24 protein-coding genes and 2 pseudogenes are annotated in these 26,705 nt (G+C 31.5%); 16 read left to right on the top strand and 10 right to left on the bottom strand.

The window, feature by feature from the left end; all coding sequences use genetic code 11:
- Nucleotides 1-281, bottom strand: a pseudogene (locus tag HMPREF3131_RS03730) (hypothetical protein); the annotation flags it as partial.
- 177 nt (nucleotides 282-458) lie between these two features.
- Here HMPREF3131_RS03730 and HMPREF3131_RS03725 point away from each other — a divergent pair.
- The 6 genes from HMPREF3131_RS03725 (at nucleotide 459) to agrA (ending at nucleotide 5,449) form a co-directional block, all read left to right on the top strand.
- On the top strand, nucleotides 459-1,082 hold the full coding sequence (locus tag HMPREF3131_RS03725) for a nitroreductase family protein (protein ID WP_049417196.1): 624 nt from the start codon (nucleotides 459-461) through the stop codon (nucleotides 1,080-1,082).
- A gap of 130 nt (nucleotides 1,083-1,212) precedes the next feature.
- Nucleotides 1,213-1,998, top strand: coding sequence for a carbon-nitrogen family hydrolase (locus tag HMPREF3131_RS03720; RefSeq protein WP_002455091.1), 786 nt, complete (start codon nucleotides 1,213-1,215; stop codon nucleotides 1,996-1,998).
- A 701-nt stretch (nucleotides 1,999-2,699) separates the two neighbouring features.
- Nucleotides 2,700-3,266, top strand: coding sequence for an accessory gene regulator AgrB (locus tag HMPREF3131_RS03715; RefSeq protein WP_002455090.1), 567 nt, complete (start codon nucleotides 2,700-2,702; stop codon nucleotides 3,264-3,266).
- Between the two features lie 2 nt (nucleotides 3,267-3,268).
- Nucleotides 3,269-3,409 (top strand): cyclic lactone autoinducer peptide AgrD, encoded by a 141-nt coding sequence (gene agrD, locus HMPREF3131_RS03710; RefSeq protein WP_002488089.1) that lies wholly within the window; start codon nucleotides 3,269-3,271, stop codon nucleotides 3,407-3,409.
- A 21-nt stretch (nucleotides 3,410-3,430) separates the two neighbouring features.
- Nucleotides 3,431-4,720: a quorum-sensing sensor histidine kinase AgrC gene (gene agrC / locus HMPREF3131_RS03705; RefSeq protein ID WP_070436467.1), complete on the top strand. Its 1,290-nt coding sequence runs from the start codon at nucleotides 3,431-3,433 to the stop codon at nucleotides 4,718-4,720.
- A 12-nt stretch (nucleotides 4,721-4,732) separates the two neighbouring features.
- Nucleotides 4,733-5,449 carry a quorum-sensing response regulator AgrA gene (gene agrA / locus HMPREF3131_RS03700; RefSeq protein ID WP_002455088.1) on the top strand — a complete coding sequence of 239 codons (717 nt, stop codon included), beginning with the start codon at nucleotides 4,733-4,735 and terminating at the stop codon, nucleotides 5,447-5,449.
- Nucleotides 5,450-5,499: 50 nt separating this feature from the next.
- Here agrA and HMPREF3131_RS03695 read toward each other — a convergent pair whose 3' ends face one another.
- The 5 genes and pseudogenes from HMPREF3131_RS03695 to HMPREF3131_RS03675 all read right to left on the bottom strand — a co-directional run bounded on the left by HMPREF3131_RS03695 (nucleotide 5,500) and on the right by HMPREF3131_RS03675 (nucleotide 10,420).
- Complete coding sequence (locus HMPREF3131_RS03695; protein WP_070436466.1) at nucleotides 5,500-6,459, bottom strand: carbohydrate kinase family protein; 960 nt, start codon at nucleotides 6,457-6,459, stop codon at nucleotides 5,500-5,502.
- Nucleotides 6,460-7,947: a sucrose-6-phosphate hydrolase gene (locus HMPREF3131_RS03690; protein ID WP_019835520.1), complete on the bottom strand. Its 1,488-nt coding sequence runs from the start codon at nucleotides 7,945-7,947 to the stop codon at nucleotides 6,460-6,462. It abuts the gene before it with no gap.
- Nucleotides 7,948-8,202: 255 nt separating this feature from the next.
- Nucleotides 8,203-9,447 carry an ammonium transporter gene (locus HMPREF3131_RS03685; protein ID WP_019835521.1) on the bottom strand — a complete coding sequence of 415 codons (1,245 nt, stop codon included), beginning with the start codon at nucleotides 9,445-9,447 and terminating at the stop codon, nucleotides 8,203-8,205.
- A gap of 109 nt (nucleotides 9,448-9,556) precedes the next feature.
- Nucleotides 9,557-9,715, bottom strand: a pseudogene (locus HMPREF3131_RS03680) (sulfurtransferase TusA family protein); the annotation flags it as partial.
- Between the two features lie 66 nt (nucleotides 9,716-9,781).
- Nucleotides 9,782-10,420 carry a redox-sensing transcriptional repressor Rex gene (locus tag HMPREF3131_RS03675; protein WP_017175284.1) on the bottom strand — a complete coding sequence of 213 codons (639 nt, stop codon included), beginning with the start codon at nucleotides 10,418-10,420 and terminating at the stop codon, nucleotides 9,782-9,784.
- A 245-nt stretch (nucleotides 10,421-10,665) separates the two neighbouring features.
- On the opposite strand from HMPREF3131_RS03675, the gene HMPREF3131_RS03670 reads away from it, so the two are divergent.
- A complete protein-coding gene (locus HMPREF3131_RS03670) occupies nucleotides 10,666-12,603 on the top strand; it encodes an ABC-F family ATP-binding cassette domain-containing protein (protein ID WP_017175285.1) in 1,938 nt (645 codons plus the stop codon).
- A 337-nt stretch (nucleotides 12,604-12,940) separates the two neighbouring features.
- On the opposite strand, the gene tsaD is transcribed toward HMPREF3131_RS03670, so the two are convergent.
- Genes tsaD through tsaE form a run of 4 tightly spaced genes read right to left on the bottom strand, consistent with a single transcriptional unit; the run spans nucleotide 12,941 to nucleotide 15,503 of the window.
- Complete coding sequence (gene tsaD / locus HMPREF3131_RS03665; protein ID WP_019835766.1) at nucleotides 12,941-13,966, bottom strand: tRNA (adenosine(37)-N6)-threonylcarbamoyltransferase complex transferase subunit TsaD; 1,026 nt, start codon at nucleotides 13,964-13,966, stop codon at nucleotides 12,941-12,943.
- Nucleotides 13,959-14,384 (bottom strand): ribosomal protein S18-alanine N-acetyltransferase, encoded by a 426-nt coding sequence (rimI, locus tag HMPREF3131_RS03660; protein ID WP_371089563.1) that lies wholly within the window; start codon nucleotides 14,382-14,384, stop codon nucleotides 13,959-13,961. Before rimI ends, tsaD begins: the two co-directional genes overlap by 8 nt.
- A gap of 11 nt (nucleotides 14,385-14,395) precedes the next feature.
- Complete coding sequence (gene tsaB, locus HMPREF3131_RS03655; RefSeq protein WP_048761685.1) at nucleotides 14,396-15,061, bottom strand: tRNA (adenosine(37)-N6)-threonylcarbamoyltransferase complex dimerization subunit type 1 TsaB; 666 nt, start codon at nucleotides 15,059-15,061, stop codon at nucleotides 14,396-14,398.
- Nucleotides 15,042-15,503: a tRNA (adenosine(37)-N6)-threonylcarbamoyltransferase complex ATPase subunit type 1 TsaE gene (tsaE, locus tag HMPREF3131_RS03650; protein ID WP_017175288.1), complete on the bottom strand. Its 462-nt coding sequence runs from the start codon at nucleotides 15,501-15,503 to the stop codon at nucleotides 15,042-15,044. Before tsaE ends, tsaB begins: the two co-directional genes overlap by 20 nt.
- Nucleotides 15,504-15,945: 442 nt before the next feature.
- Here tsaE and ilvD point away from each other — a divergent pair, with 442 nt between their 5' ends.
- From ilvD to ilvA, 9 genes are all read left to right on the top strand, one after another.
- Nucleotides 15,946-17,634 carry a dihydroxy-acid dehydratase gene (ilvD, locus tag HMPREF3131_RS03645; protein WP_017175289.1) on the top strand — a complete coding sequence of 563 codons (1,689 nt, stop codon included), beginning with the start codon at nucleotides 15,946-15,948 and terminating at the stop codon, nucleotides 17,632-17,634.
- Nucleotides 17,635-17,652: 18 nt separating this feature from the next.
- Nucleotides 17,653-19,371 carry a biosynthetic-type acetolactate synthase large subunit gene (gene ilvB / locus HMPREF3131_RS03640; RefSeq protein WP_070436465.1) on the top strand — a complete coding sequence of 573 codons (1,719 nt, stop codon included), beginning with the start codon at nucleotides 17,653-17,655 and terminating at the stop codon, nucleotides 19,369-19,371.
- A complete protein-coding gene (locus tag HMPREF3131_RS03635; protein WP_017175291.1) occupies nucleotides 19,368-19,607 on the top strand; it encodes an ACT domain-containing protein in 240 nt (79 codons plus the stop codon). Before ilvB ends, HMPREF3131_RS03635 begins: the two co-directional genes overlap by 4 nt.
- Nucleotides 19,608-19,732: 125 nt before the next feature.
- Nucleotides 19,733-20,737 carry a ketol-acid reductoisomerase gene (gene ilvC, locus HMPREF3131_RS03630; RefSeq protein ID WP_002455079.1) on the top strand — a complete coding sequence of 335 codons (1,005 nt, stop codon included), beginning with the start codon at nucleotides 19,733-19,735 and terminating at the stop codon, nucleotides 20,735-20,737.
- 20 nt (nucleotides 20,738-20,757) lie between these two features.
- Nucleotides 20,758-22,290, top strand: coding sequence for a 2-isopropylmalate synthase (locus HMPREF3131_RS03625; protein WP_017175292.1), 1,533 nt, complete (start codon nucleotides 20,758-20,760; stop codon nucleotides 22,288-22,290).
- Entirely contained in the window at nucleotides 22,290-23,333 is a 1,044-nt protein-coding gene (gene leuB, locus HMPREF3131_RS03620) for a 3-isopropylmalate dehydrogenase (protein WP_017175293.1), read from the top strand. Before HMPREF3131_RS03625 ends, leuB begins: the two co-directional genes overlap by 1 nt.
- 17 nt (nucleotides 23,334-23,350) lie before the next feature.
- A complete protein-coding gene (leuC, locus tag HMPREF3131_RS03615) occupies nucleotides 23,351-24,721 on the top strand; it encodes a 3-isopropylmalate dehydratase large subunit (RefSeq protein WP_037541697.1) in 1,371 nt (456 codons plus the stop codon).
- A 3-nt stretch (nucleotides 24,722-24,724) separates the two neighbouring features.
- Nucleotides 24,725-25,294 (top strand): 3-isopropylmalate dehydratase small subunit, encoded by a 570-nt coding sequence (leuD, locus tag HMPREF3131_RS03610; protein WP_017175295.1) that lies wholly within the window; start codon nucleotides 24,725-24,727, stop codon nucleotides 25,292-25,294.
- Nucleotides 25,295-25,306: 12 nt separating this feature from the next.
- Entirely contained in the window at nucleotides 25,307-26,575 is a 1,269-nt protein-coding gene (gene ilvA, locus HMPREF3131_RS03605) for a threonine ammonia-lyase IlvA (protein WP_070436464.1), read from the top strand.
- Nucleotides 26,576-26,705: the final 130 nt, after the last annotated feature.

The raw sequence follows: 26,705 nt of genomic DNA, 5'->3' as shown, positions 1-26,705 counted from the left end.
TTTTCTTTACTGTTAGTCTCGTCGCTTTCTTGATGTATATTTTCTATTTTTGGTTCTTCTGTGTTGCTAGTTTCATCACTAGTATAATTAAATTTTTTTATGTTTTCCTTACTTAGTTTAATTTTAGATTGCTGAGTATCAGAATTTATTTGTGAGTTTACTTTCTGATCTACGCCTTCACTCTCTATATTAGAAGAGGTTTCAGCATAACTATAGTGACTGAATATAGTTGCACTTATAGCAAAAATAAGACTTGTTCGAATAACTTTTTGTTTTATCATTCTGAGACCTCCTCTTATTTTTAACAATTTTAGTATAAAGAAATAAAAAATATCATGCATGTATATAAACAAATTGATAAAAAACATTAATATTTATGAAATTTTTGTTATATAATAATTTACTTATTCTAGTATAAATTTTATACAAGAAATATATTAAAAAAAGGAGATTATAAGATGGAATTATTTGATAAAGAAAACACAAAACCATTTCTAACTGAAATTGAAAATAGACGTACAATTTATAAAACTAAAACATCTATTTCTATTAGTGATGAAGAATTAGAGGAAATGATTGAACATATTGTAAAATACATGCCTTCAGCTTTTAATTCACAATCAACACGTGTTGTTTTGTTACTTAATGATCAACATATTAAATTCTGGGAAAATGCTAAAACTGTACTTAAAGATGTAATGGGACCAGATCGTGACTTTGAACCTACAAATCAAAGAATTAATGGTTTCGAGCATGCCTACGGAACTATTTTATATTTTGAAGATGAAGATGTTATAAAATCATTACAAGAACAAATGCCATCATATGCTGATAATTTTGCTAACTGGGCTGTTCAAACAAATGCTATGCATCAATACGCAATTTGGACTGCACTAAGTTCAAAAGGTATCGGTGCATCGTTACAACACTATAATCCACTAGTTGATCAAGTTACAACACAAACATTTGATATTCCAGCATCATGGAAACTTGTAGCACAAATGCCATTTGGTGATATTGAAGAACAAGCTGGTGAAAAAGAAATTCACCCTACTGATCAACGATTTATTATTAAAAAATAATAAATTTAAACTTATCAATGAAGTACATTACAATTAAGTTATTTTACTTTAATTGTAATGTGCTTCATTTTGCTTTTCCTAGCCAAATTTAGTAAATTGAAATTATTAAGCAGGTTGAGGAGTGGTTAAAGTGAAAATACAAATATTCCAATTTCATGTCGAATATGGAAATGTTGAGAAAAATGAACAAAAAATTTCAGAATGGTTTAATACTCAATTAGATGATGATACTGAAGTTGTTGTGTTACCAGAAATGTGGAACAATGGCTATGCTTTAGAAGAATTAAATGAAAAAGCAGATCAAGCATTATCACGTAGTTTTCCTTTTATTTCGAATCTTGCTCAAACATATCAAGTTGACATCGTCGCAGGATCTGTTTCAAATAAACAAAATAATAAAGTTTATAATACTGCTTTTACTGTCTCTAAAAAAGGTCGTCGTATTAACAAATATGATAAAGTTCATTTAGTTCCAATGCTAAATGAACCAGAATTTTTAGAGGATGGAAAAACAGTTCCAGAACCATTTGCTTTATCATCAGGTGCTCTCGCCACTCAAATTATATGCTATGACTTAAGATTCCCTGAATTGCTAAGATATCCATCTAGAGAAGGTGCTCAAATCGCATTTTATGTCGCTGAATGGCCAACATCTCGACTTAATCATTGGAGAAACTTACTTCAAGCTAGAGCTATAGAAAATGATATTTTTATCGTCGCATGTAATGGCACAGGTCATGATGGAAATACTGAATACGCTGGACATTCAATGGTTATCAATCCTAATGGAGATATTCTTGTTGAGTTAAACAGAGAAGAAGATACTATTTCAGTTGATATCAACATTCAAGAAGTATCACGTCAAAGAGATGCTATTCCAATCTTTAGAAATTTAAAACCTCATTTATATAAATAAAAAAAGTCGTGAGCTTGGGAGAGACTCACGACTTTTAATTAAGGGAATGTTTTACAGTTATTTTTCAATCTTTTGGGGATGTTATTAATTATGAAAAATTACATTGCATAACAATGTTATGATAGCTTGCATATTGAAAATAATTACCTTCTATTCAGAATAGCTAAGTTAATTATTTTCTACTGAGTTAACACTTCAGCGAGTCTTATGCATTTCTCATCAATAAGTTGGGATAGCTTATTAATGAATGGAACTACACGAAGAAATAAATAAATGAAATATTTTACTATGAAAATCGATATTATCGAATAACCCATTGGTCTCGATCATCACAAATACATAGTCAAATTACACAAACATTCCTTACAACTCATCGATAAATCAACTTTTAATTTCGCAACTACTAACAAAATCAAAAAAAGATTTATTCGAATAAAACAAAGACTAACAATTTAAAGACTAAGATTATTAAGTTGATATCACTTTAATGTGATATGAGTATATTAAAACATAACATTCATTTAAGTAATTAAAAATTTCTTAACTTGCAACTTTTTCTACTAAACTGTTTATTTTTATATGGTAAAATATGAGTTATCGAATTACTTTAACAGTTAAGTATTAAATTTTAACAGTTAAGCATTATTTTGCAGACTAATTGCACAAAATTGTATAATATAGTCAAGGAGAGTGGCACAATATTGAAAGCAATTGATGATAAAATTGAGCACTTTGCATCTTATTTACAGAAGAAAAACAACCTTGATCATATCCAATTCTTAAAAGTACGATTAGGCATGCAAGTGGTTGTTAGTAATATTGCTAAAACAATTGTGACATATGGTGCTGCGCTCATATTCCATACATTTTTGTATACTTTAATCACACACATTAGTTATTTTTTAATTCGACACAATGCACACGGGGCGCATGCAAAGTCTACTTTGCTATGCCATATTCAAAATTTAATCTTATTTGTTGGTTTACCATGGCTCATTGCTTACTATCATATTAATATGGGTATCATGTATAGTGTTAGTGGCCTTGCATTATTACTGATTATTATTTATGCACCAGCTGCCACTAAGAAACAACCCATACCCGAACGACTAAAACCTCGCAAAAAAATAAAGTCTATTATTTTAGTAGTGGTTTTAATCATTATTTCTATTATAGTACCAGAGCCATATAAACAATTAATTTTATTAGGTATGATACTTGAAAGTACAACACTATTACCATTCTTTTTTCCTAAGGAGGATTATTAATTATGACATTTATTACAGATTTATTCATTAAACTATTCTCATTAATCTTAGAAACTGTTGGTACACTTGCTTCATATAATGTATGTGGTGGTTATTTCGATGAACCTGAAGTTCCTAAAGAATTAACTGATCTTAATAGATAAAATTTAGAAAGTGTGTGACGTATGGATTTATTATCAAATGTACCTTTAGCACTTTTTCAAGGATTTTTATTATTTTTAATTTCAAAAATAATTTTAGATATTAAATATACTTTAAGGGATTATTTAATCATTTTAACGATTATAATCCCTTCTGCTTTTTTTTATTATTATTTAGGAAGTATTTCTGTTTTATATTTATTAATTGGTTGTGGAATTTTCCTATATTGTAAAGTTAAGTGGTACTCGATTATTACAGTTTTAAGTAGTGCTATTTTAATGTTTTTAAGTAATTTCATTGCTTTTATACTTGTAATAATTTTTCAAAAATTTATTAATAATAATACCTATTTAGATTTATCGTATATAAGTATATTTACTTTAGTTTCTATACTTATATCTTTTACATTTAAATCTCTACTTAAAAAATTAAAAATGTCTTATTTATCTATTAATAAAACTTACTTAACTATTATTTCAATTGTTTTAATTCTTTCATTTATAATTTTATATATTTATTCTCAAGTACCTAAAGTTAATAATGCTTCTTTAAAAATTTATGGGCTAATTTTTATTGGAATAATTATATTTTTCATCACCTTAATCATTATAATTTCTAGATATACATTACGTGAACTTCGATACAGACGTAATATGGAAGAAATTGAAACGTATTATGAATACACACTACAAATAGAATCGATTAATAATGAAATGCGTAAGTTTAGACATGATTATGTCAATATTCTTACTACAATGTCAGAATACATAAGAGAAAATGATATGGATGGTTTAAAGACATATTTTAATGATAATATTGTTCCTATGAAAGATAACCTTCAAATGAACTCAATCAAAATTAATGGTACGGATAATTTAAAAGTGCGTGCTATTAAAGGATTGATAACAACTAAAATTTTACAAGCTCAAGAAAAAAATATACCTATTAGTATTGAGGTGCCAGAGTTAATTGATCATATTGAGATGAATACGGTTGATTTAAGTCGTATCATTGGGATTATCATTGATAACGCTATTGAGGCTTCAGAAGAATTAGAAGATGTCTTAATTAGAATTGCATTTATCAATGTCGAAACGTCAGTCATGTTTATTGTTATGAATAAATGTAAAGAAGATATGCCGAAAATCCATGAATTATTTCAAGACTCCTTTTCAACTAAAGGAGATAACAGAGGACTTGGTCTAACGACTTTAAAAGAAATTACTGATACTACTGAAAACGTGTTACTTGATACGACTATAGAAAATGGCTACTTCGTTCAAAAAGTAGAAATTATAAATAATATGCCATAAGGATGTGAGAAAATGAAAATATTCATTTGTGAAGACGATGTGAAACAACGTGAAAATATGGTTTCAATTATTAACAACTATATAATGATTGAAGAAAAACCGATGGAAATAGCGTTAGCGACAGATGATCCTTATGAAATTATTGAACAGTCAAAAGAAATGAATGATGTTGGATGTTATTTTTTAGATATACAATTGGAAGCTGATATTAACGGTATTAAACTTGGAAGTGAAATTCGAAAGTATGATCCTATTGGGAATATCATCTTTGTTACAAGTCATAGTGAACTCACTTACCTAACATTTGTCTATAAGGTATCTGCAATGGATTTTATTTTTAAAGATGATCCTAATCAACTGAAAACGCGAATAATAGATTGTATTGAAACTGCTCATACACGTTTAAAATTACTTTCAAAAGAAAGTAATGTTGAGACAATTGAATTAAAGCGTGGTAGCAATTCAATATATGTACAATATGATGATGTCATGTTCTTTGAATCGTCTACAAAATCCCATCGTTTAATTGCGCATCTTGATAACCGTCAGATTGAATTCTACGGAAATCTTAAAGAATTAGCACAACTCGATGATCGTTTTTTCAGATGTCACAATAGTTTTGTTGTAAATCGCCATAATATCGATTCAGTCGATTCTAAAGAACGAATTGTAACTTTCAGAAACGGTGAGCATTGCTATGCCTCTGTACGTAATGTTAAAAAGATATAATATTAAAACCCCTTCATTTTAATATCTGAAGGGGTTTCTTAATCTCTTTTTTAAAGTTCTTCAATAACTTCTTCTAAACTTGGAATACTTTCGATAGCGCCATACTTAGTAGTTACTTTTGCAGCTACTAAATTACTAAATTTTAAAATTTCTTCTCCTTTTCCTTTAAATAGAGAAGTAATGTCTGTTAATTCTGTATTTAAAATTCTATTAATGACTGCACCAATAAACGCGTCTCCAGCACCAGTAGTGTCAACAGCTTCAACTTTATACCCTTGATGATGAATAATTGTCCCATCTTTTAAATAAGCTGTTGCTCCTTTGTCTCCTTGTGTATAGATAACTACTTCAACATTTCCTTTAAATAAAGATTGAATCGCTTTATGTTCATCACTTATTCCAGTAACAAATTCAATTTCTTCATCTGAAATTTTAATAATATTTGCTTTGGGAAGAAATGATTGAATAGTCACTTTACATGCTTCTGCGCTATCCCATAGTGGTAATCTAACATTTGGATCAAATACTATCATCCCATGAGCCGCTTCAAATTTTTCAATCATAGCAAGATGTGCATTTTTCATATCACATTCAATTAAATCAACAGAACAAAAATGTAGAACATCTTGATTAGAAACATTGATTTCATCTAAATTCGAAGCATGATAAAGCATGTCAGCTGATGGTTTACGATAAAAAGAAAAATCTCGTTCTCCATTTTCTTTTAAACTAACGAAAGCGAGTGCAGTATTAGCTGTATTTGTTCGTTTAATATATGTTGTACCAACGCCTATTTTTTCTAACGTCTCTATAATAATATCTCCAAAAGCGTCATTACCTAGTTGTGTAACCATTTCTGTCCTACTACCTAATTTTTTAGCCACACTTGCCACATTAGCAGGTGCCCCGCCAACTTGTCGACTAAATTGCGTTACATCTTTAAGTTCAATATTTGTTCTATTTGGAATAAAATCGATTAATGCTTCACCAATAGCGTATAACTTTCTCATTTATTTATCTCTCCCTAAGTCATATTTAGTAAATTTCAAATAAACTTGACCTGTTTCTGTAGATGTGCGAATTGCTGTAGCATTTTCATCAGGAAAAATTCTTGACGTCAAGACACGCTCTCCATCATTACAAAAAATTTCAATACTTGAAGTATCCACAAAAATGTGTAATTGCTTTAATGGCGAATCTAAATATGTAGATCTTGTCACACCTTCAACATTACTAGGTAATGCACCACTTTCTGATCGATCTAATGTAATCTTTTGCTCCCTAGTATTATAAGAAATTAATGTTGAATTTAACTTAGATGCTCTTAATTCAAAATATATTTCTGTTGCTTCATTTTCTAAAATATCAATAATAAGCTCATATTGCGTACCTTCATAAGGATGAAGTGTTGTATTATATTTGTTAGCATAACCTAATGCTGTTTCTTTATTTTGACGTAACGTCTCTAACGCTTTTAAAGGACGTTGGCGTAACCGTCCTTCTTCGATTGTTAACTCTCTAGGTATCGTTAAACAATGTGCCCAACCTTCTTCATCTGTAGGATATTGAGTATCTGGTAATCCCATCCACCCAATTAAAATACGCTTACCATATTCATCTATAAATGTTTGTGGCGCATAAAAATCAAAACCATTATCAAGTTCCATAAATGTATCATGTTTGAATTCTAATGTATCGAAATTTAAATGACCGATTAGATATCCAGATTGATAAATATTTCTATATTTTTCATCTTTTGCATCAATACCTTGAGGACTAAAAATAATGACATCTTGTCCATTTAAACTAAAATAGTCTGGACATTCCCACATATAGCCAAAATCTTCTAGTTCGGTTGTAATTTCTCCAATATATTCCCATTGATCAATCTGTCGATGTATCATTTTGTACAAAAGTAAACGTCCTAATTCTTGTTGAGTTTGGACACCTAATATTGCATAATATTCTTCATGATACTTAAATACTTTTGGATCTCTAAAATGACTTGTATATCCTTCAGGTTGATGAGCAATCACAGGCTTATTTAATTTTTCGATTGAACCATCTTGTTTTACTTTTGCAATCATTTGACTCGCATATCTTTTCCATTCTTCATCTCGATGATTACCTGTATACATATAATATAAGTTTCCTTCAAATTCAAAAGCACTTCCACTGTATACCCCATGACTATCATAAATCGTATCAGGTTTTAATATGGGACCATTTGGTTCAAATGTCACTAAATCTTTACTAGTATAATTAAACCAATATTTCAGTCCATGCACGGCACCCAATGGAAACCACTGGTGAGATACATAGTATGTTCCGTTATAAAACATTAATCCATTAGGATCGTTTAATAAACCTGTTTCAGGTTGAATATGAAAGTGTTGACGATAGCTTGATTGTTCTATTCGATGCTTTAACGCTTCTAATTCATCTTTGTTCACATCTTCAATACGACGATAGCGTTGTTCTCTTGACCACTCAGTCATATTAGGCCTCCTAAATCATTAGTATTAATTTTATCATTTAATATCGTAACGGTAATTAGTCTTAAGACTTTACAATCCATGATTTAAAAAGCGGGAAATTGTATTTACAATACTCCCGCAAACTTTGCAATATCTGATATATTTTTTTAATAGACTAATCATCTAAATTAATATCAACATAATATTAATTTTATCATATCGTGATTATCTTCAAGTACTGTTTTACTAATGAAACTTCAACATTTTAAATATATATCAATACCTTTTATGTAATTTATTTAATTCTCCATAAAAATATGCCTTTTCACCATGCACAAGTTGATCTAAACCTGTCTTATCTTCTTCAACAGTCGTAGCAAGGGACATAAAAATTGATAATGTCTTTCCAATAATAAAAGTTATAATAATCGAGTAAAGTACTACTACTATAACTGCAATACATTGTATCCATATAGTATGTAAATGACCAGTATAGATTAATCCATCTAATATATCTTTATTAACTTTATGTGATTGAAATACACCAGTCAATATTGCACCAATCACACCTCCAACACCATGAATACCAAAGGCATCAAGTGTATCATTATATCTTAATTTTTCTTTTATAGAATTGACCACAAAATAACATGCTATACCACCAATCATAGAGATAATGTATGCACTTAAGTAGTTTACAAATCCAGCTGCTGGTGTAATGGTTACGAGTCCTGACAGTACACCTGATAATAAACCAAGTAAGCTTAACTTTTTATTAGAAAAGTATTCAAGAATCAACCAACTAAATGCTCCTCCACTCGCAGCAATGATAGTATTTACAAACGATATCACTGCTATATCATTTAAAGTAAACGCACTTCCTGTATTAAAACCGTACCATCCTATCCAAACAAAAATACCACCTATAAGTGTAATAAGTAAATTATTCGGCTGTAGTTTCTCTACTTTTTTTCCGTGACCTATCATTATTGCTAATACTAATCCTGATACTCCCGATGTAATATGTACTACGGTACCTCCAGCATAATCTAAAGCATCAAGTTGTTGAATCCAACCACCGCCCCATACCCAATGAGCTACAGGACTGTAAATCATAATTACCCATATAAATATAAAAATAGTAAAAGGAATAAATCTCATTCGCTCAGCAATTGAACCTGATAAAATGGAAACCGCAATAGTACAAAACATCATCTGAAATAACATAAATAAGGCAAACGGAATATGTGGACTAAATTGAACATTCGTATTAAATCCTACATGTTGCAAACCAATAAAATCAAAATTACCTATCCAATCATTTCCATGACCAAAACTCAAAGAAAATCCAATGACCACCCATGTAAACGTAACAATAATTATAGCAGCCATACTTTGCATCACTGTATTTAAAACATTTTTAGATTGAACTAAGCCTCCATAAAATAAACTCAATCCTGGTGTCATTAACCAAACTAATAAAATACATAGAAATAAAAAAATTGTGTCATCCATCTTCATTTTTACCACTTCCTTAAAAACATCATATTAATAGTTTTTAAGAATAGCAAAAACACGTAAGATTAAATGACACAATTTGTCATATTACATTACATTTATAAAGAAAAACTTAAGCTTTTTGAACTGTGATTGTCCATGAAGCATCATCAAGTTGTTCATAGTTTGTTACAGGATACCCTTGTTCAGCTGCCCAGTTTGGAATGGCTTCAGTTGCTTGAGTGCAATCAAAGTCTATTTTTAATTCGTCACCATTTTTTAATGTTTCCATTAAATTAATATATTTATAAAAAAGCTATAATGCAAATGCATTTTAGCTTTAAAAAATAATTTAATATTAATTTGAAGAGTTTTTCATAAAGAATAATAGTGATTGTAATTCGATACCTAAATCGATATGATGAACTTGAACATCATTTGGCACATCAATTCTAGCAGGAGTAAAGTTTAAGATACCTTTTACATCAGCCTTAATAAGTCGATCTGAAACAGATTGTGCCACACTTCCTGGTGTAGTAAGAATCACTACATTAATATTTTGTTTTTGAAGTTCAGATGAAATATCATCAATATGCTTTACTGTCACTTTTCCAACTTTTGTACCAACAATATCTTTATCAATATCAAATGCAGCTGTAATTGTCATTTCATCATGTATTGAAAAATTGTAAGTAAGTAATGCACGTCCTAAATTCCCTACGCCAACAATAGCAATATGAATATTATTACTATCGCTAATCTCCGTTTTAAAGAATTCTAAAAGACTCTCAACGTTATAGCCATATCCTTTCTTACCTAACTCACCAAAATAAGAAAAATCTCTTCTTATCGTAGCTGATTCAATATCTAAAGCCTCACTAATTGTTTTAGAACTCACACGATCAATACCTTTGATTTTCAATGAATTAACAAATCGATAATATAAAGGTAAACGTTTTAATGTAGCGCGAGGTATTTTTGATTGATTTTGAGGCATATGCAATGTCCCCCTTTTGTTTGAACTTTTTAATCTATATATTCAAACTAACTAGAGTGCAATTAGTTATTTTAGTGAAATATATATAATGCCTATTATGGATACTGCAATATTATACCGTAACCTATTTCAAAAATAAATATCTTAGTTTCCTAAGCATACCTTATATTGTAAAATGATATAATAATGTCAAATTTAAAGTTAAATAAATGTGATTGTTACATAGATAGAAAGGTGAAACTTGAATGATACTTTTACAATTAAATGATATTTCAAAATCGTTTGATGGTGAAGATATATTTAATCATGTTAATTTTGAAGTTAAAACTGGAGAACGTATTGGCGTAGTAGGAAGAAATGGCGCTGGAAAATCAACGTTAATGAAGATTATTGCAGGTGTTGAAGATTATGATAGTGGCCATATTTCAAAAATCAAGAATTTACGCATTGGTTATTTAACTCAACAAATGACACTTGATTCTTCTCTGACTGTAATTGAAGAAATGTCAAAACCATTTGAACATATTAAGCATATGGAAACGCTTATTAATGATGAAACTGATTGGTTAGCCGCTCACGTTGATAGTTATGATTCAGAAGATTATAAACAACATATGGAGCGTTATGAATCATTATCTAATCAATTTGAACAACTTGAAGGTTATCAATATGAAAGTAAAATTAAAACAGTATTGCATGGTTTAAACTTTACTGAAGAAGAATTTGATAAACCCATTAATGATTTTAGTGGCGGACAAAAAACACGTTTATCTTTAGCACAGATGCTTTTAAGTGAACCCGATTTATTACTATTAGATGAACCTACAAACCATCTTGACTTGGAAACAACTAAGTGGTTAGAAGATTATTTAAAATATTTTAAAGGTGCCATCATTATTATTAGTCATGACAGATACTTCTTAGATAAAATTGTAACTCAAATATATGACGTTGCTTTAGGAGATGTGAAGCGTTATGTAGGTAATTATGAGCAATTTATTACTCAACGTGATAAATACTATGAATTAAGAATGCAAGAATATGAAAAACAACAAGAAGAAATTAAACGCCTTGAAACTTTCGTGGAAAAAAATATTACTCGAGCTTCAACAAGCGGTATGGCTAAAAGTCGTCGAAAAACATTAGAAAAAATGGAACGTATCGATAAGCCAATGATGGATGCTAAAAGTGCTAATATCCAGTTTGGATTTGATAGAAATACTGGCAATGATGTGATGCATATCCGTAATCTAGAAGTAGGTTATCAATCCCCTATCACTGCTCCTATTAATATTGAAGTTACAAAAGGAGACCATATTGCTATTATTGGACCTAATGGAGTTGGAAAGACTACACTTATCAAAACAATTGCAAATCGTCAAAAAGCATTAGGTGGAGAAATTACTTATGGTGCTAATTTAAACATAGGATATTACGATCAAAAACAAGCAGAATTCAAATCTAATAAAACAATATTAGATTATGTTTGGGATCAATATCCTATGATGAATGAAAAAGATGTCCGCGCTATTTTAGGACGATTTTTATTCGTTCAAGATGACGTCAAAAAAGTTATTAATGATTTATCAGGGGGCGAAAAAGCACGTTTGCAATTAGCTTTACTTATGTTACAACGTGATAACGTTTTGATACTCGATGAACCTACTAACCATCTTGATATAGATTCTAAAGAAATGTTAGAACAAGCGTTAAAAGATTTTGAAGGTACAATTTTATTTGTTTCCCATGATCGATATTTTATTAATCAACTAGCAAATAAAGTATTTGATTTAAATAAAGATGGTGGTCAACTGTATTTAGGTGACTATCAATATTTTATTGAGAAAACAGAAGAAGCTTCTGCGTTAAAGGAATTTGAAGCGGAACACAATAAAGATGAAACGCTTGATTTAGAAGACACCGATTCGTCAACAACTAATACGTATGCTTCTCAAAAACAATATAAGAGAGAATTACGAAAAATTGAGCGTCAAATTGAGCAATGTGAAGAACAAATCGAAAAATATGAAGAACAAATTACTCAAATTGATCAACAATTGACTCAGCCTGATATTTTTAATGATCCTATTAAGGCAAATGAACTTGCTGAGCAGAAATTAAGTACCGAACGACAATTAGAGAATGTTATGGCTGAATGGGAAGAATTACAAGAAAAAATTTAATATATCTAAGAAAAACTAGTAAAGGTATCAAATTTTTACTAGTTTTTTTATTTATTTCATTCACAAATTTATAAACAACTAAAATACTGATATATCAGTTATCCACGAACTTATCCTAGTTATCCACAACGTGAATGATAATAATTTACATAACTTTTACACAACATTCAAACTATATTCACACCTTTACCCCCTTTTTATCCACAAGATATTAACTATTTGTTGATAAGTACACACGTTCTCTATTGACATATATCATATATCAATACATTAACCTAATTAAATAAAAAAGTAATTGAAACTTATTTGATTTTAAGTTCAATTACTTTTTACTTTATTATTCAACTGTTACATCTTCAATATCTATATTATTTTTTCCATTTAAATCTAGAGATGAAGTTACTCCAGCTTTATAGTAATAATATCCAGCAGCCCCAATCATAGCAGCATTATCTGTACATAACTTTGAATTAGGTATTGAAAGTTTAATGTTATTTTCTTTACACAAATGATTTAATCGTTCTCTTAATCCTTTGTTACTAGCTACTCCGCCAGCTACAATAAGGTGTTCAACATGATAAGATTTACAAGCATTAATAGCCTTTGTACTTAATACATCAACAACACTATTTTGGAAACTGGTAGCAACATCTTCTTTTTTTATGTCTTCATTTTTTTGTCGCTGATTGTGTAACTTATTAATCACTGCACTTTTTAATCCACTAAAGCTAAAATCATAACTATCTTTTTCAAGCCATACTCTAGGAAAATGGTATGTGTCCTTTCCTTCCAAAGCAAGTGCATCTATAGCTGGGCCTCCTGGATATGGTAAATCAATTGTTCTTGCTACCTTATCATAAGCCTCTCCTACAGCATCATCTCGTGTTTCACCAATGACTTCAAAATTTAAATGTGATTTCATATAAACAAGTTCTGTATGTCCACCCGAAACGATTAATGCTATTAAAGGAAAGGTTAGCGGTTCTTCAAGATGATTAGCATAAATATGTCCAGCAATATGATGAACAGGAATGATTGGCTTATTATAAGCAAATGCTAAAGCTTTTGCTGCATTAATTCCTATTAGAAGTGCCCCTATTAATCCAGGCCCTTGTGTAACAGCTACGGCATCGATATCTTCCATAGTAGCATTAGCTGAAGATAACGCTTCATCAATTGTAGTCGTAATTCCCTCTACATGGTGTCTACTTGCAACTTCAGGGACTACTCCCCCAAAACGTTTATGACTTTCTATTTGACTAAGTACAATATTAGATAAAATCGTATTTCCATTTTTTATAACACTTACACTTGTTTCGTCACAACTTGTTTCAACCGCTAATATTAATATGTCTCTATTCATTTAAATTCACCCACATCACTAATGCATCCTCGCCTTCTCCATAGTAATTTTTTCTTTTACCGCCATATTGAAACCCTAATTTTTTATATACATGTTGAGCTATCACATTCGTAATTCTCACTTCTAAACTCATCACATCACAAGTATGCCTAGCATAGTCCATCACATAATTTAGTAATAGCTGACCTAATCCATAGTCTCTGAATGATTCTTTGATTGCTATGGTTGTAATTTGAGCTTGATCAATTACTATCCATAATCCTAAATATCCAATAATTTCTTCTTTAAAAATAACAACAAAGTACTTTGCGAAGTTATTTTCATTTAATTCATGGTAAAATGCATCAATGGTCCATGAACTATCGTTGAAGCTTTCTCTCTCAATATCGAAAACACTTGGTACATCATCGACTTGCATCGCTCTAATAGTTAACTGTTCTTCTGTTGGTTTAACCAATTACGTTCCGCCTCTGACAATTTTATATAATTTGGTACAAACGTATGAATGTTCTCAGGTTGATGAATCAAATGTTTCATGACAGTTGCATTAGGCAGTTTAGTCTCAATATCTCCATGTAGTAATTCAGATAATTTTTCCGTGTCCTCTCCTACAAACACATAAGGTTGATTTAAAGCATTGAGTTTTTTATGCAACGCTTCTAAAGAAATATATTGGTCTTTTTCAATTGTATTTAATTGATTATTTTCATATTGATATAATCCTGTATATACCGCTTCACGACGAGCATCAAATATTGGTACAATAATTCTTTTATCATTCGTATCTATAGTAGCCGCTAATGCTTTTAACGATGAGACACCATATAATTTAGTATTCAAAGCATAGGCTAATGTTTTCGCTACAGTAACGCCTATTCTCACTCCTGTATAAGAGCCAGGTCCTTTTGCAACAACAATCCCATCTAATTCTTGTTTTTTTAAATTCGATTCATTAAATAAGGATTGAATACCAGGCATAAGTTGGCTCGAATGATCTTTTTTACTATTTGTTGTTTTTATTGCTAAAACCTCATCATCGTTCATCAAAGCAATTGACATGGGTTGATTTGAAGTATCAATTAACAGTAAGTTCATTGTCTATCTCTTCCTTTATTTTAGTATAATGATAGCCTTTTGCTGCTATATTAATTTGTCGTTGACTTTCATTTATAGTCGTAATATTAATCACTAAATACTCTTCTGGAAGGAACTCCTGTATAAATTGACTCCATTCAATTATTGTAACAGCGTCATCTTCAAAGTATTCATTAAATCCTAAATCTTCATCTGAATCTTCTAAGCGATAACAATCCATATGATGAAGTTTTAACTCCTTACCTTTGTATGATTTTATGATATTAAACGTAGGAGAATTAATATTACGCTTTACTCCTAGATATTTACCTATAAATTGAGTCAACGTTGTTTTACCAGCACCTAAATCTCCATTCAATAAAATGACATCTTTTGAACCAACATGCTTCATTAAAATTTTAGCAAAATGTTCCATCTCATCTAAATTTTTGATAGGTATCATGTATTGTTCTCTCTCCTCATGTTTATTTTACACTTCGTTATTTCATCTAAATTTAACTTAATAATTGTAACAAACTTTACTAAAAATTTCTCATTAATAAAACATAAATCATTCTTCTAAATTGTTAGAAAATTCTAAAAAGAGTATTGACTTTAATATCTGTTTAGTGTAAATTAAATTTATCAAATTTTTAAACAATTCTAACTATTCAAATAATCATCCATTCAAGAAAGGAGTATAATACCATGCAATCATTTACATATTCACTGTCACCACTAGAAAATTTAATTATTTTATTATACTCTTCAGGGCTGGAACTTTAGTAGCTTAATTTACTAAATGTTTAAGTCCTATTTCTCATTGAATGGGACTTAAAAACGTCCCAACTTTATTGGGGCGTTTTTTTATTTTAATAATTAGTAATTTATGGGGGAATGAATAAATGAGAAGTGACATGATAAAAAAAGGTGATCACCAAGCACCAGCAAGAAGCCTATTACACGCGACAGGAGCACTTAAAAGTCCTACTGACATGAATAAACCTTTTGTAGCAATTTGTAATTCATATATCGATATCGTTCCTGGACATGTTCATTTAAGAGAATTAGCTGATATTGCAAAAGAAGCGATTCGTGAAGCAGGTGCAATTCCTTTTGAATTTAATACAATTGGTGTCGATGATGGAATAGCAATGGGACATATTGGTATGAGGTATTCCTTACCGTCACGTGAAATTATTGCAGATGCGGCTGAAACTGTTATCAATGCTCATTGGTTTGATGGTGTATTTTATATTCCTAACTGTGACAAAATTACACCTGGCATGTTATTAGCAGCTGTTAGAACAAATGTCCCTGCTATCTTTTGTTCAGGTGGCCCAATGAAAGCTGGTTTATCTGCTCAGGGAAAAGCTTTAACTCTATCATCTATGTTCGAAGCAGTCGGAGCTTTTAAAGAAGGTTCAATTACTAAAGAAGAATTTTTAGATATGGAACAAAATGCTTGTCCAACATGTGGATCATGTGCAGGAATGTTCACAGCAAATTCTATGAACTGTTTAATGGAAGTCTTAGGATTAGCACTTCCCTACAACGGTACAGCTTTAGCAGTAAGCGATCAACGTCGTAAAATGATTAGACAAGCAGCATTCCAATTGGTAGAAAATATAAAAAATGATATTAAACCTCGTGATATTGTTACGAAAGAAGCAATTGATGATGCATTTGCTTTAGATATGGCAATGGGTGGTTCAACAAATACTGTACTTCATACATTAGCAATTGCTAATGAAGCTGGAATTGAATATGACTTAGAAAGAATTAATGAAATTGCTAAAAAAACGCCTTATTTATCTAAGATTGCACCAAGTTCTTCTTATTCTATGCACGATGTTCATGAAGCTGGCGGATGTCCAGCAATCATTAATGAATTAATGAAAAAAGAAGGAACCCTACATCCAGATCGACTCACAGTTACTGGTAAAACATTAAGAGAAAATAACCAAGGTAAAGAGATTAAAAATTTCGATGTTATTCATTCTTTAGATGCTCCATATGATAAAGAAGGTGGATTGTCCGTCTTATTCGGTAATATTGCTCCTAAAGGTGCAGTAATTAAAGTTGGTGGTGTTGATCCTTCAATCAAAGTATTTAAAGGAAAAGCAATTTGCTTTGATTCACATGATGCAGCTGTAGAAGCAATTGATAATAAAACAGTTCGTGAAGGTCACGTAGTGGTCATTCGATATGAAGGACCTAAAGGAGGTCCGGGTATGCCAGAAATGTTAGCTCCTACATCATCTATCGTCGGAAGAGGTTTAGGAAAAGATGTTGCTTTAATTACGGATGGACGTTTTTCTGGAGCTACTCGTGGTATCGCTGTAGGTCATATTTCACCAGAAGCAGCCTCAGGAGGTCCTATTGGTCTGATTAGAGATGGTGATGAAATTACTATTGACTTAGTAAATCGAACTTTAGATGTTAATCAGCCTCAAGAAGAATTGTATAAACGTAAAGAAGAACTTGAGCCTTTTAAAGCTAAAGTAAAAACAGGTTATCTTGCAAGATACACTGCTTTAGTAACCAGTGCAAATACGGGTGGTATTATGCAAGTCCCAGAAAATCTTATTTAAATTTAAGGAGCGATAAATATGTCAAAAACAAAGGAAAGTAATAAACAAACTAAAACACTTACAACTCGAAGCGGTTCTGACTTATTAGTAGAAGCACTCGTACACGAAGATGTTGATTTCATTTTTGGATATCCAGGTGGTGCAGTTTTACCATTATACGATACATTTTATGATGAAAAAATTAAACATATTCTGGCACGTCATGAACAAGGTGCTACCCATGCCGCTGAAGGATACGCACGTGTTTCTGGCAAACCAGGTGTCGTCGTCGTAACAAGTGGTCCTGGAGCTACAAATGCTATCACTGGTATTACTGATGCTTATTGTGATTCTCTACCCTTAGTCGTATTTACCGGACAAGTGGCAACCCCTGGTATTGGTAAAGATGCATTCCAAGAAGCTGATTTATTATCAATGACGACGCCAATTACAAAAGCTAATTACCAAGTTAAACATGTAGATGATATTCCTAGAATTGTTCACGAGGCATTCTATTTAGCAAATACTGGACGTAAAGGACCTGTAGTTATTGATTTCCCAAAAGATATGGGCGTTTTAACTTCTTCTGCTCCACTTGAAGAAGAAGTTCATTTACCTTCATATCAAGTAACTGAAAATCCAAATAAAGAAGATATTCAACAACTTTCTCAATATTTAAATCATGCAAAACAACCTGTTGTTTTAGCTGGAGCAGGTATCAATCACTCAAAATCAAATGATTTATTAACCGAATTTGTTACTCACCATCAAATTCCTGTTGTTACAACTTTATTAGGTCTAGGTGCTATTCCATATGAAAATCCCCTTTTCCTTGGTATGGGCGGTATGCATGGCTCTTATGCAAGTAACATGGCACTCACTGAATGTGACTTACTCATTAATTTAGGTAGTCGATTTGATGACCGTTTGGCTAGTAATCCTAACGAATTCGCACCAAATGCTAAAGTGGTACACATTGATATTGATGAATCAGAAATTAATAAAGTGATTCCTACAACACTCGGAATTGTTGCAGATTGTAAAAAAGTATTAGAAGCATTAGTTACTGAACATCAAAGTCATGCTACATACAAAGAATGGGTAGATTATTGTTTAGATAATAAATCAAAACATCCATTTAAGTACAAAGAAGCTAATGATACATTTTGTCGTCCACAAGAAGCGATTGAATATATTGGTAAAATCACAAATGGTGAAGCCATCGTCACTACAGATGTAGGTCAGCATCAAATGTGGTCAGCACAATTTTATCCGTTTAAACATCATAGTCAATGGGTTACAAGTGGTGGATTAGGAACAATGGGATTCGGTATTCCTTCAGCAATTGGTGCACAACTCGCAGCTCCAGATAAAACAGTTATTTGTTTTGTAGGTGATGGTGGATTCCAAATGACCAATCAAGAAATGGCGTTATTACCTGAATATCATCTAAATGTAAAAATTGTTTTAATTAACAACGGTACATTAGGAATGGTAAAACAATGGCAAGATAAATTCTTTAATCAACGTTTTTCACATTCTGTTTTCAATGATCAACCAGATTTTATTAAAATGGCTGAAGCTTACGGTGTTAAAAGCTTCTTAATCGATCACCCTAATAAATTAAAAGCGCAATTAGATGAAGCTTTTAATTATGAAGGTCCTGCTTTAATTGAAGTAAGAATTTCTCCAGCAGAACCTGTAAACCCTATGATTCCTAGTGGTAAAGCTAATCATGAAATGGAGGGCCTAGAATGAACCGAACTTTAAAATTAAAAGTAGCTGACCAAGTCAGTACGTTAAATCGAATCACAAGTGCTTTTGTAAGATTACAGTACAATATCAATGAATTATATGTAAAACCTGCTAGTGAAGATGGCATATCTGATATGACAATCAAAGTTCATATTGAGGATGAAGATGTATATCGAATTTTAATTACTAAATTAAAAAAACAAGTCAGTGTTATTAATGTTGAAGATGTGAATGATTAATTCTTAGATGATGCGCTAGCATTTTACATCAATTATCATATTTAATGTCTAACATCATAAAGTTAATTATTACCTTTTTAATATTCGCAATTTTTGAAATTTTTTAACTAATGGAGGAAAGTATTATGACAAAAGTTTATTATGATCAATCAGTAGAAAAAGATGCACTACAAGGTAAAAAAATCGCTATTATCGGTTACGGTTCTCAAGGCCATGCACATGCTCAAAACCTTAAAGATAACGGTTACGACGTAAGAGTTGGTATTCGTCCAGGTAATTCATTTAATAAAGCTAAAGAAGATGGATTAGATGTTTATCCAGTGGCTGAAGCAGTTAAACAAGCAGACGTTATTATGGTATTACTTCCTGATGAAATTCAAGGTAATGTATATAAAAATGAAATTGCTCCAAATTTAGAAGCTGGTAATGCATTAGCTTTTGCACATGGATTTAATATTCATTTTAACGTCATCGAACCACCTAAAGATGTAGATGTCTTCTTAGTAGCACCTAAAGGTCCTGGTCATCTAGTAAGACGTACATTTGTTGAAGGTTCAGCTGTGCCAGCATTATTTGGCGTTCAACAAGATGCTACAGGTCATGCACGTGATATTGCTTTAAGTTATGCAAAAGGTATTGGTGCTACACGTGCTGGTGTTATTGAAACAACATTTAAAGAAGAAACTGAAACTGACTTATTCGGTGAACAAGCTGTACTTTGTGGGGGAATTCATAAACTGATTCAAAGTGGTTTCGAGACATTAGTGGAAGCTGGATATCAAAAAGAATTAGCATATTTTGAAGTACTACATGAAATGAAACTGATCGTTGATTTAATGTATGAAGGCGGTATGGAAAATGTACGTTATTCAATTTCAAATACTGCTGAATTTGGTGACTACGTATCTGGTCCACGTGTCATTACTCCAGATGTTAAAGATAATATGAAAGAAGTACTTAAAGATATTCAAAATGGTAATTTCGCTAATCGCTTTGTTAAAGATAACGAAAATGGATTTAAAGAATTTTATGAATTACGTGAACAACAACATGGTCATGAAATTGAAGCAGTGGGTCGTGAACTAAGAAAAATGATGCCATTCATTAAATCTAAAAGCATTCAAAAATAAAATGTAAGGAGATGTTAAAAATGGAAAGCCATATTCAAATATTTGATACAACGTTAAGAGATGGAGAGCAAACACCTGGTGTGAATTTTTCATTTGATGAACGTTTAAGTATTGCTAAGCAACTTGAAAAATGGGGAGTCGATGTTATTGAAGCAGGCTTCCCCGCTTCAAGTACTGGAAGTTTTAAATCTGTAGAAGCAATCTCTAAAGCATTAACTACCACTGCAGTGTGTGGATTAGCAAGATGTAAAAAATCTGATATTGATGCTGTATATGAAGCAACAAAATGTGCTGCTAAACCACGTGTTCATGTATTTATTGCTACTTCCCCTATTCATTTAGAGCATAAGCTAAAAATGACTCAAGAAGAAGTCTTAGAATCAATTAAGGAACATGTCAGTTATGCTAAATCATTATTCGATGTAGTACAATTCTCACCAGAAGATGCATCAAGAACAGATCAAGCATTCCTTATAAAATCTGTTCAAACAGCTGTTGATGCAGGAGCTACAATAATCAATATTCCAGATACTGTTGGATATAGTTATCCAAGTGAATATGGTGTCATTTTTAAATCTCTTATTACAAATGTTAAATCAGAAAAAGAAATTATTTATAGTGCACATTGTCATGATGATTTGGGTATGGCAGTAGCAAATAGCTTAGCTGCAATTGAAAATGGCGCGAAACGCATTGAAGGTACTGTAAATGGTATTGGTGAACGTGCAGGTAATACTGCATTAGAAGAAATTGCATTAGCACTATACGTTCGCAAAGATCATTATGGTATTGAAACAAAATTAAAATTAGAGCAAACTAAATTGACTTCAGATTTAATTTCTAGATATGCAGGCATTCGAGTTCCAAGAAATAAAGCAATTGTTGGTCAAAATGCTTTCAGTCATGAATCAGGTATTCATCAAGATGGTGTTCTTAAAAATCCTGAAACGTACGAAATCATGACGCCTCAACTTGTTGGAATAAGCAAAAACGAATTACCTTTAGGCAAACTTTCTGGTAAACATGCTTTTGCTGAAAAACTTAAAACGTTAGGTTATGACATTGAACCTAAACAACAAATCGAGTTATTCAAACAATTTAAAGCAGTAGCAGATAAGAAAAAATCAGTATCTGACCGAGATATTCATGCGATTATTCAAGGTTCTGAACATGAACAAAATGCAATTTATCAAGTAGAAACTTTGCAATTACAATATGTTTCAAATGGTCTACAAAGCGCTGTTGTTGTCATTAAAGATAAAAAAGGTCATATTTATCAAGATTCAAGCATTGGTACAGGATCAATTGTTGCAATTTACAATGCTGTTGATCGTATTTTTAAAAAGGATAGTGAACTCATCGATTATAGAATTGATTCAGTTACTGAAGGTACAGATGCACAAGCTGAGGTTCATGTTGAGCTTGTTATTGAAAATCAACATGTTAATGGTATAGGTATCGATCATGATATACTTCAAGCTTCTTGTAAAGCATATGTAGAAGCTCATGCTAAATATATTGCCCAAGATTTAGAGAAAGTAGGTAATAAATAATGACATATAAAATTGTTGCTTTACCCGGAGATGGCATCGGACCTGAAATTTTAAATGGAAGTTTAGAGTTATTAGAAATAATAAGTAAGAAATACAATTTCACCTATAATTTAAAAAGTTATGATTTTGGAGGAGCCGCCATTGATACACATGGCACTCCCCTTCCTAATGAAACACTCTCTGCCTGTCAAGAAGCAGATGCGATTTTATTAGGAGCAGTTGGAGGACCAAAATGGACAGATCCTAATAATCGTCCAGAACAAGGATTATTAGCGTTACGTAAAAAGTTAGGCTTATTTGCTAATATTCGTCCTACTAAAGTGACTGAAGGTACCAGTCAATTTTCACCTTTAAAAGAAGAGCGTGTTAAACATACAGACTTAGTTATAGTTCGTGAATTAACGAGTGGCATTTATTTTGGTGAACCTAGACATATGAATCATTCTGAAGCATTAGATTCTCTCACTTATACTAAAGCTGAAATAGAACGTATTGCTAAAGTTGCATTTGAATTAGCACGTACTCGTAGTAAAAAAGTAACTTCTGTAGATAAAGAGAATGTCCTTGCTTCAAGTAAACTTTGGAGAAAAACTGTTACTGAAGTAAGCAAGTCTTATCCGGACATCGAATTAAATCATTTACTCGTTGATGCGTGTAGTATGCATTTAATTACTCATCCTTCACAATTCGACGTCATTGTTACTGAAAATCTCTTTGGTGATATTTTAAGTGATGAAGCTTCAGTAATACCTGGTTCACTCGGTTTATCACCTTCGGCAAGTTTTAGTGAACACGGTACTAGACTTTATGAACCTATTCATGGTTCAGCGCCTGACATTGCTCATCAAAATCTTGCTAATCCATTTGGAATGGTATTGTCACTAGCAATGTGTTTAAGAGAAAGTTTAAATCAAAGTGTCGCAGCAGAAGAATTAGAACATGCTGTATATCATTTAATTAAAATTGGTAAAACAACAAAAGATCTTGGAGGACACTATAAAACTTCAGACATCTTTGAGTTACTAAAAAAAAGTTATCAATAAAGGGAGGTACATAAATAATGGCTCAAACATTATTTGATAAAGTTTGGAATAAACATGTCTTAACTGGTAAAGAAGGCGAACCTCAACTCTTATACATAGATTTGCATCTTATACATGAAGTGACCTCTCCTCAAGCTTTTGAAGGATTAAGACTTCAAAAAAGACAACTTAGACGTCCAGATTTAACCTTTGCAACTCTTGATCATAATGTTCCTACAATCGATATATTTAATATTAGAGATGAAATTGCTAATAAACAGATTACGACTTTACAGAAAAACGCCAAAGATTTTGGTGTACATATTTTTGATATGGGTTCAGATGAGCAAGGTATCGTTCATATGGTAGGTCCTGAAACTGGATTAACACAACCAGGTAAGACAATCGTATGTGGTGATTCACATACAGCAACTCACGGGGCATTTGGTGCTATTGCTTTTGGCATTGGAACAAGTGAAGTAGAACATGTTTTTGCAACTCAAACATTATGGCAAACAAAACCTAAAAATCTTAAAATTGAAGTTTCAGGTAAATTACAACCAGGTGTGTATGCTAAAGATATTATTTTACATTTAATCAATCAACATGGTGTAGATTTCGGAACAGGCTATGCACTTGAGTTTACTGGAGAAACCATTCAATCACTATCCATGGAGGGTCGAATGACAATTTGTAACATGGCAATTGAAGGTGGAGCTAAATACGGTATTATTCAACCGGATGAAACTACATTTGAATACATCAAAGGTCGACCATATGCACAGAACTTTAATCAATCTATTGGAGAATGGCAGAAACTATATTCAGATGAAGATGCTCATTTTGACAAAGTGATTACACTTGATGTAACCAATTTAGAACCTCAAGTGACATGGGGCACAAATCCAGAGATGGGTGTGAATTTTAGTTCTCCATTCCCAGAAATTCAAAATATTAATGATGAACGTGCATACAACTATATGGGACTAAAACCTGGTCAAAAAGCAGAAGATATCGATTTAGGTTATGTCTTTTTAGGTTCATGTACTAATGCTCGCCTATCAGATTTGATAGAAGCAAGCCATATCGTAAAAGGAAAAAAAGTACATCCTAAAATTACTGCTATTGTTGTTCCTGGCTCACGTACAGTAAAAAAAGAAGCAGAATCTCTAGGGTTAGACAAAGTATTTAAAGAAGCAGGCTTTGAATGGAGAGAACCTGGATGTTCCATGTGCTTAGGAATGAATCCTGACCAAGTACCAGAAGGTGTCCATTGTGCCTCAACAAGTAATCGAAATTTTGAGGGTCGACAAGGTAAAGGTGCACGTACACATCTTGTTTCTCCGGCTATGGCTGCAGCCGCAGCAATAAATGGTAAATTCGTTGACGTAAGAAAGGTGGTTGTATAAGTAATGGATATTCAACCTATCACCCAATACACAGGTAAAGTAGTCCCTTTGTTTAACGACAATATTGATACAGATCAAATTATTCCAAAAGTTCATCTTAAACGAATTACTAAAACTGGTTTTGGACCCTTTGCTTTTGATGAATGGCGTTATTTACCTGATGGATCAGATAATCCGGATTTTAATCTAAACAAACCAAAATATAAAGGTGCTTCAATTCTTATTACTGGAGACAACTTTGGTTGTGGTTCAAGTCGTGAACATGCTGCTTGGGCTTTAAAAGATTTTGGCTTTAATATTATTATTGCTGGTGGTTTTAGCGATATCTTCTATATGAATTGTACAAAAAATGGAATGTTACCTATTGTTTTAAATGAACAATCTAGAAAATATCTAGCCGATCAAAATAATATAACGGTTGATTTACCAAATCAAACTGTGTCAGCAAATCATCAATCTTTCCACTTTGATATAGATGAAACTTGGAAAGATAAACTTATAAATGGATTAGATGATATTGCTATTACATTAAAATATGAAGAATTAATAGAGAAATATGAGAAAACAATGTAAGGATGATAACAAATGGTTTTAAAGACAACGGTAACAGCTACTGATGTAGACGAAGCTTATTTACGTATAAAAGATGTTGTGAAAGAAACACCATTACAATATGATCATTATCTTTCACAAAAATATAATTGTAATGTTTATTTAAAAAGAGAAGACTTGCAATGGGTACGCTCATTTAAATTGCGTGGTGCTTATAACGCTATTTCAGTATTAGACACACAAGCTAAATCAAAAGGTATTACTTGCGCAAGTGCTGGTAATCATGCCCAAGGAGTAGCTTATACTGCTAAAGCATTAAATTTAAAAGCTGTTATCTTTATGCCAGTGACAACTCCTCTTCAAAAAGTAAATCAAGTTAAATTCTTCGGTGCAGAAAATGTAGAAATCGTTCTAACTGGCGATACATTTGATGATTGTTTAAAAGAAGCTTTAGTTTATACAGATGAGCATCATATGACATTTATTGATCCATTCAACAATGTTTATACTATCGCTGGTCAAGGGACATTAGCAAAAGAAATTTTATTAGAAGCAAAAAAAGAAAAGATTCAATTTGATTATCTCTTTGCAGCTATTGGAGGCGGAGGTCTAATATCCGGTGTAAGTACATATATGCATGAACATAGTCCACATACAAAAATCATTGGCGTCGAACCTGCCGGAGCAAGTAGTATGTATGAATCAGTAGTAGTTCAAAATAAAGTTGTAACTTTAGAACATATAGATAAATTTGTTGATGGCGCTTCAGTAGCACGTGTTGGTGATATTACCTTTAATATTGTCAAACAATACGTCAACGACTACTTACAAATTGATGAAGGCGCAGTATGTTCTACAATTTTAGATATGTACTCTAAACAAGCAATAGTAGCAGAACCAGCAGGTGCATTAAGTGTATCAGCTCTTGAATTTTATAAAGACAATATTATAGGAAAAACTGTAGTATGCGTAGTCAGTGGTGGAAATAATGATATTAATCGTATGAAAGAAATTGAAGAACGTTCACTTTTATATGAAGAAATGAAACATTATTTCATTTTAAATTTCCCTCAACGTCCAGGAGCTTTAAAAGAATTTGTTAATGATGTTTTAGGTCCTCAAGATGATATTACTAAATTTGAATATCTAAAAAAAGCTTCTCAAAATACGGGTACTGTTATTATTGGCATTCAGTTAAATAATCATCAAGATTTAGAACAATTAAAACATAATGTCGATGAATTTGATCCATCAAATATTTATATTAATGAAAATAAAATGTTGTATTCATTATTAATTTGAAATAATATTAAAAACTTCTTCAGTATATTATTGAAGAAGTTTTATCATTTTTTAGTTTAATACATTTACTCCTCAATTCATTAGTTTCAAAAGATTTATCTAAATTTCGACATAAAAAAAGAGACCTCAC

Source organism: Staphylococcus sp. HMSC14C01 (assembly GCF_001808085.1).
In the GTDB taxonomy this organism is placed as follows: Bacteria; Bacillota; Bacilli; order Staphylococcales; family Staphylococcaceae; genus Staphylococcus; species Staphylococcus hominis.
The sequence above is the reverse complement of the archived record's forward strand: the minus strand, read 5'-3'. Positions and strand labels throughout refer to the sequence as shown.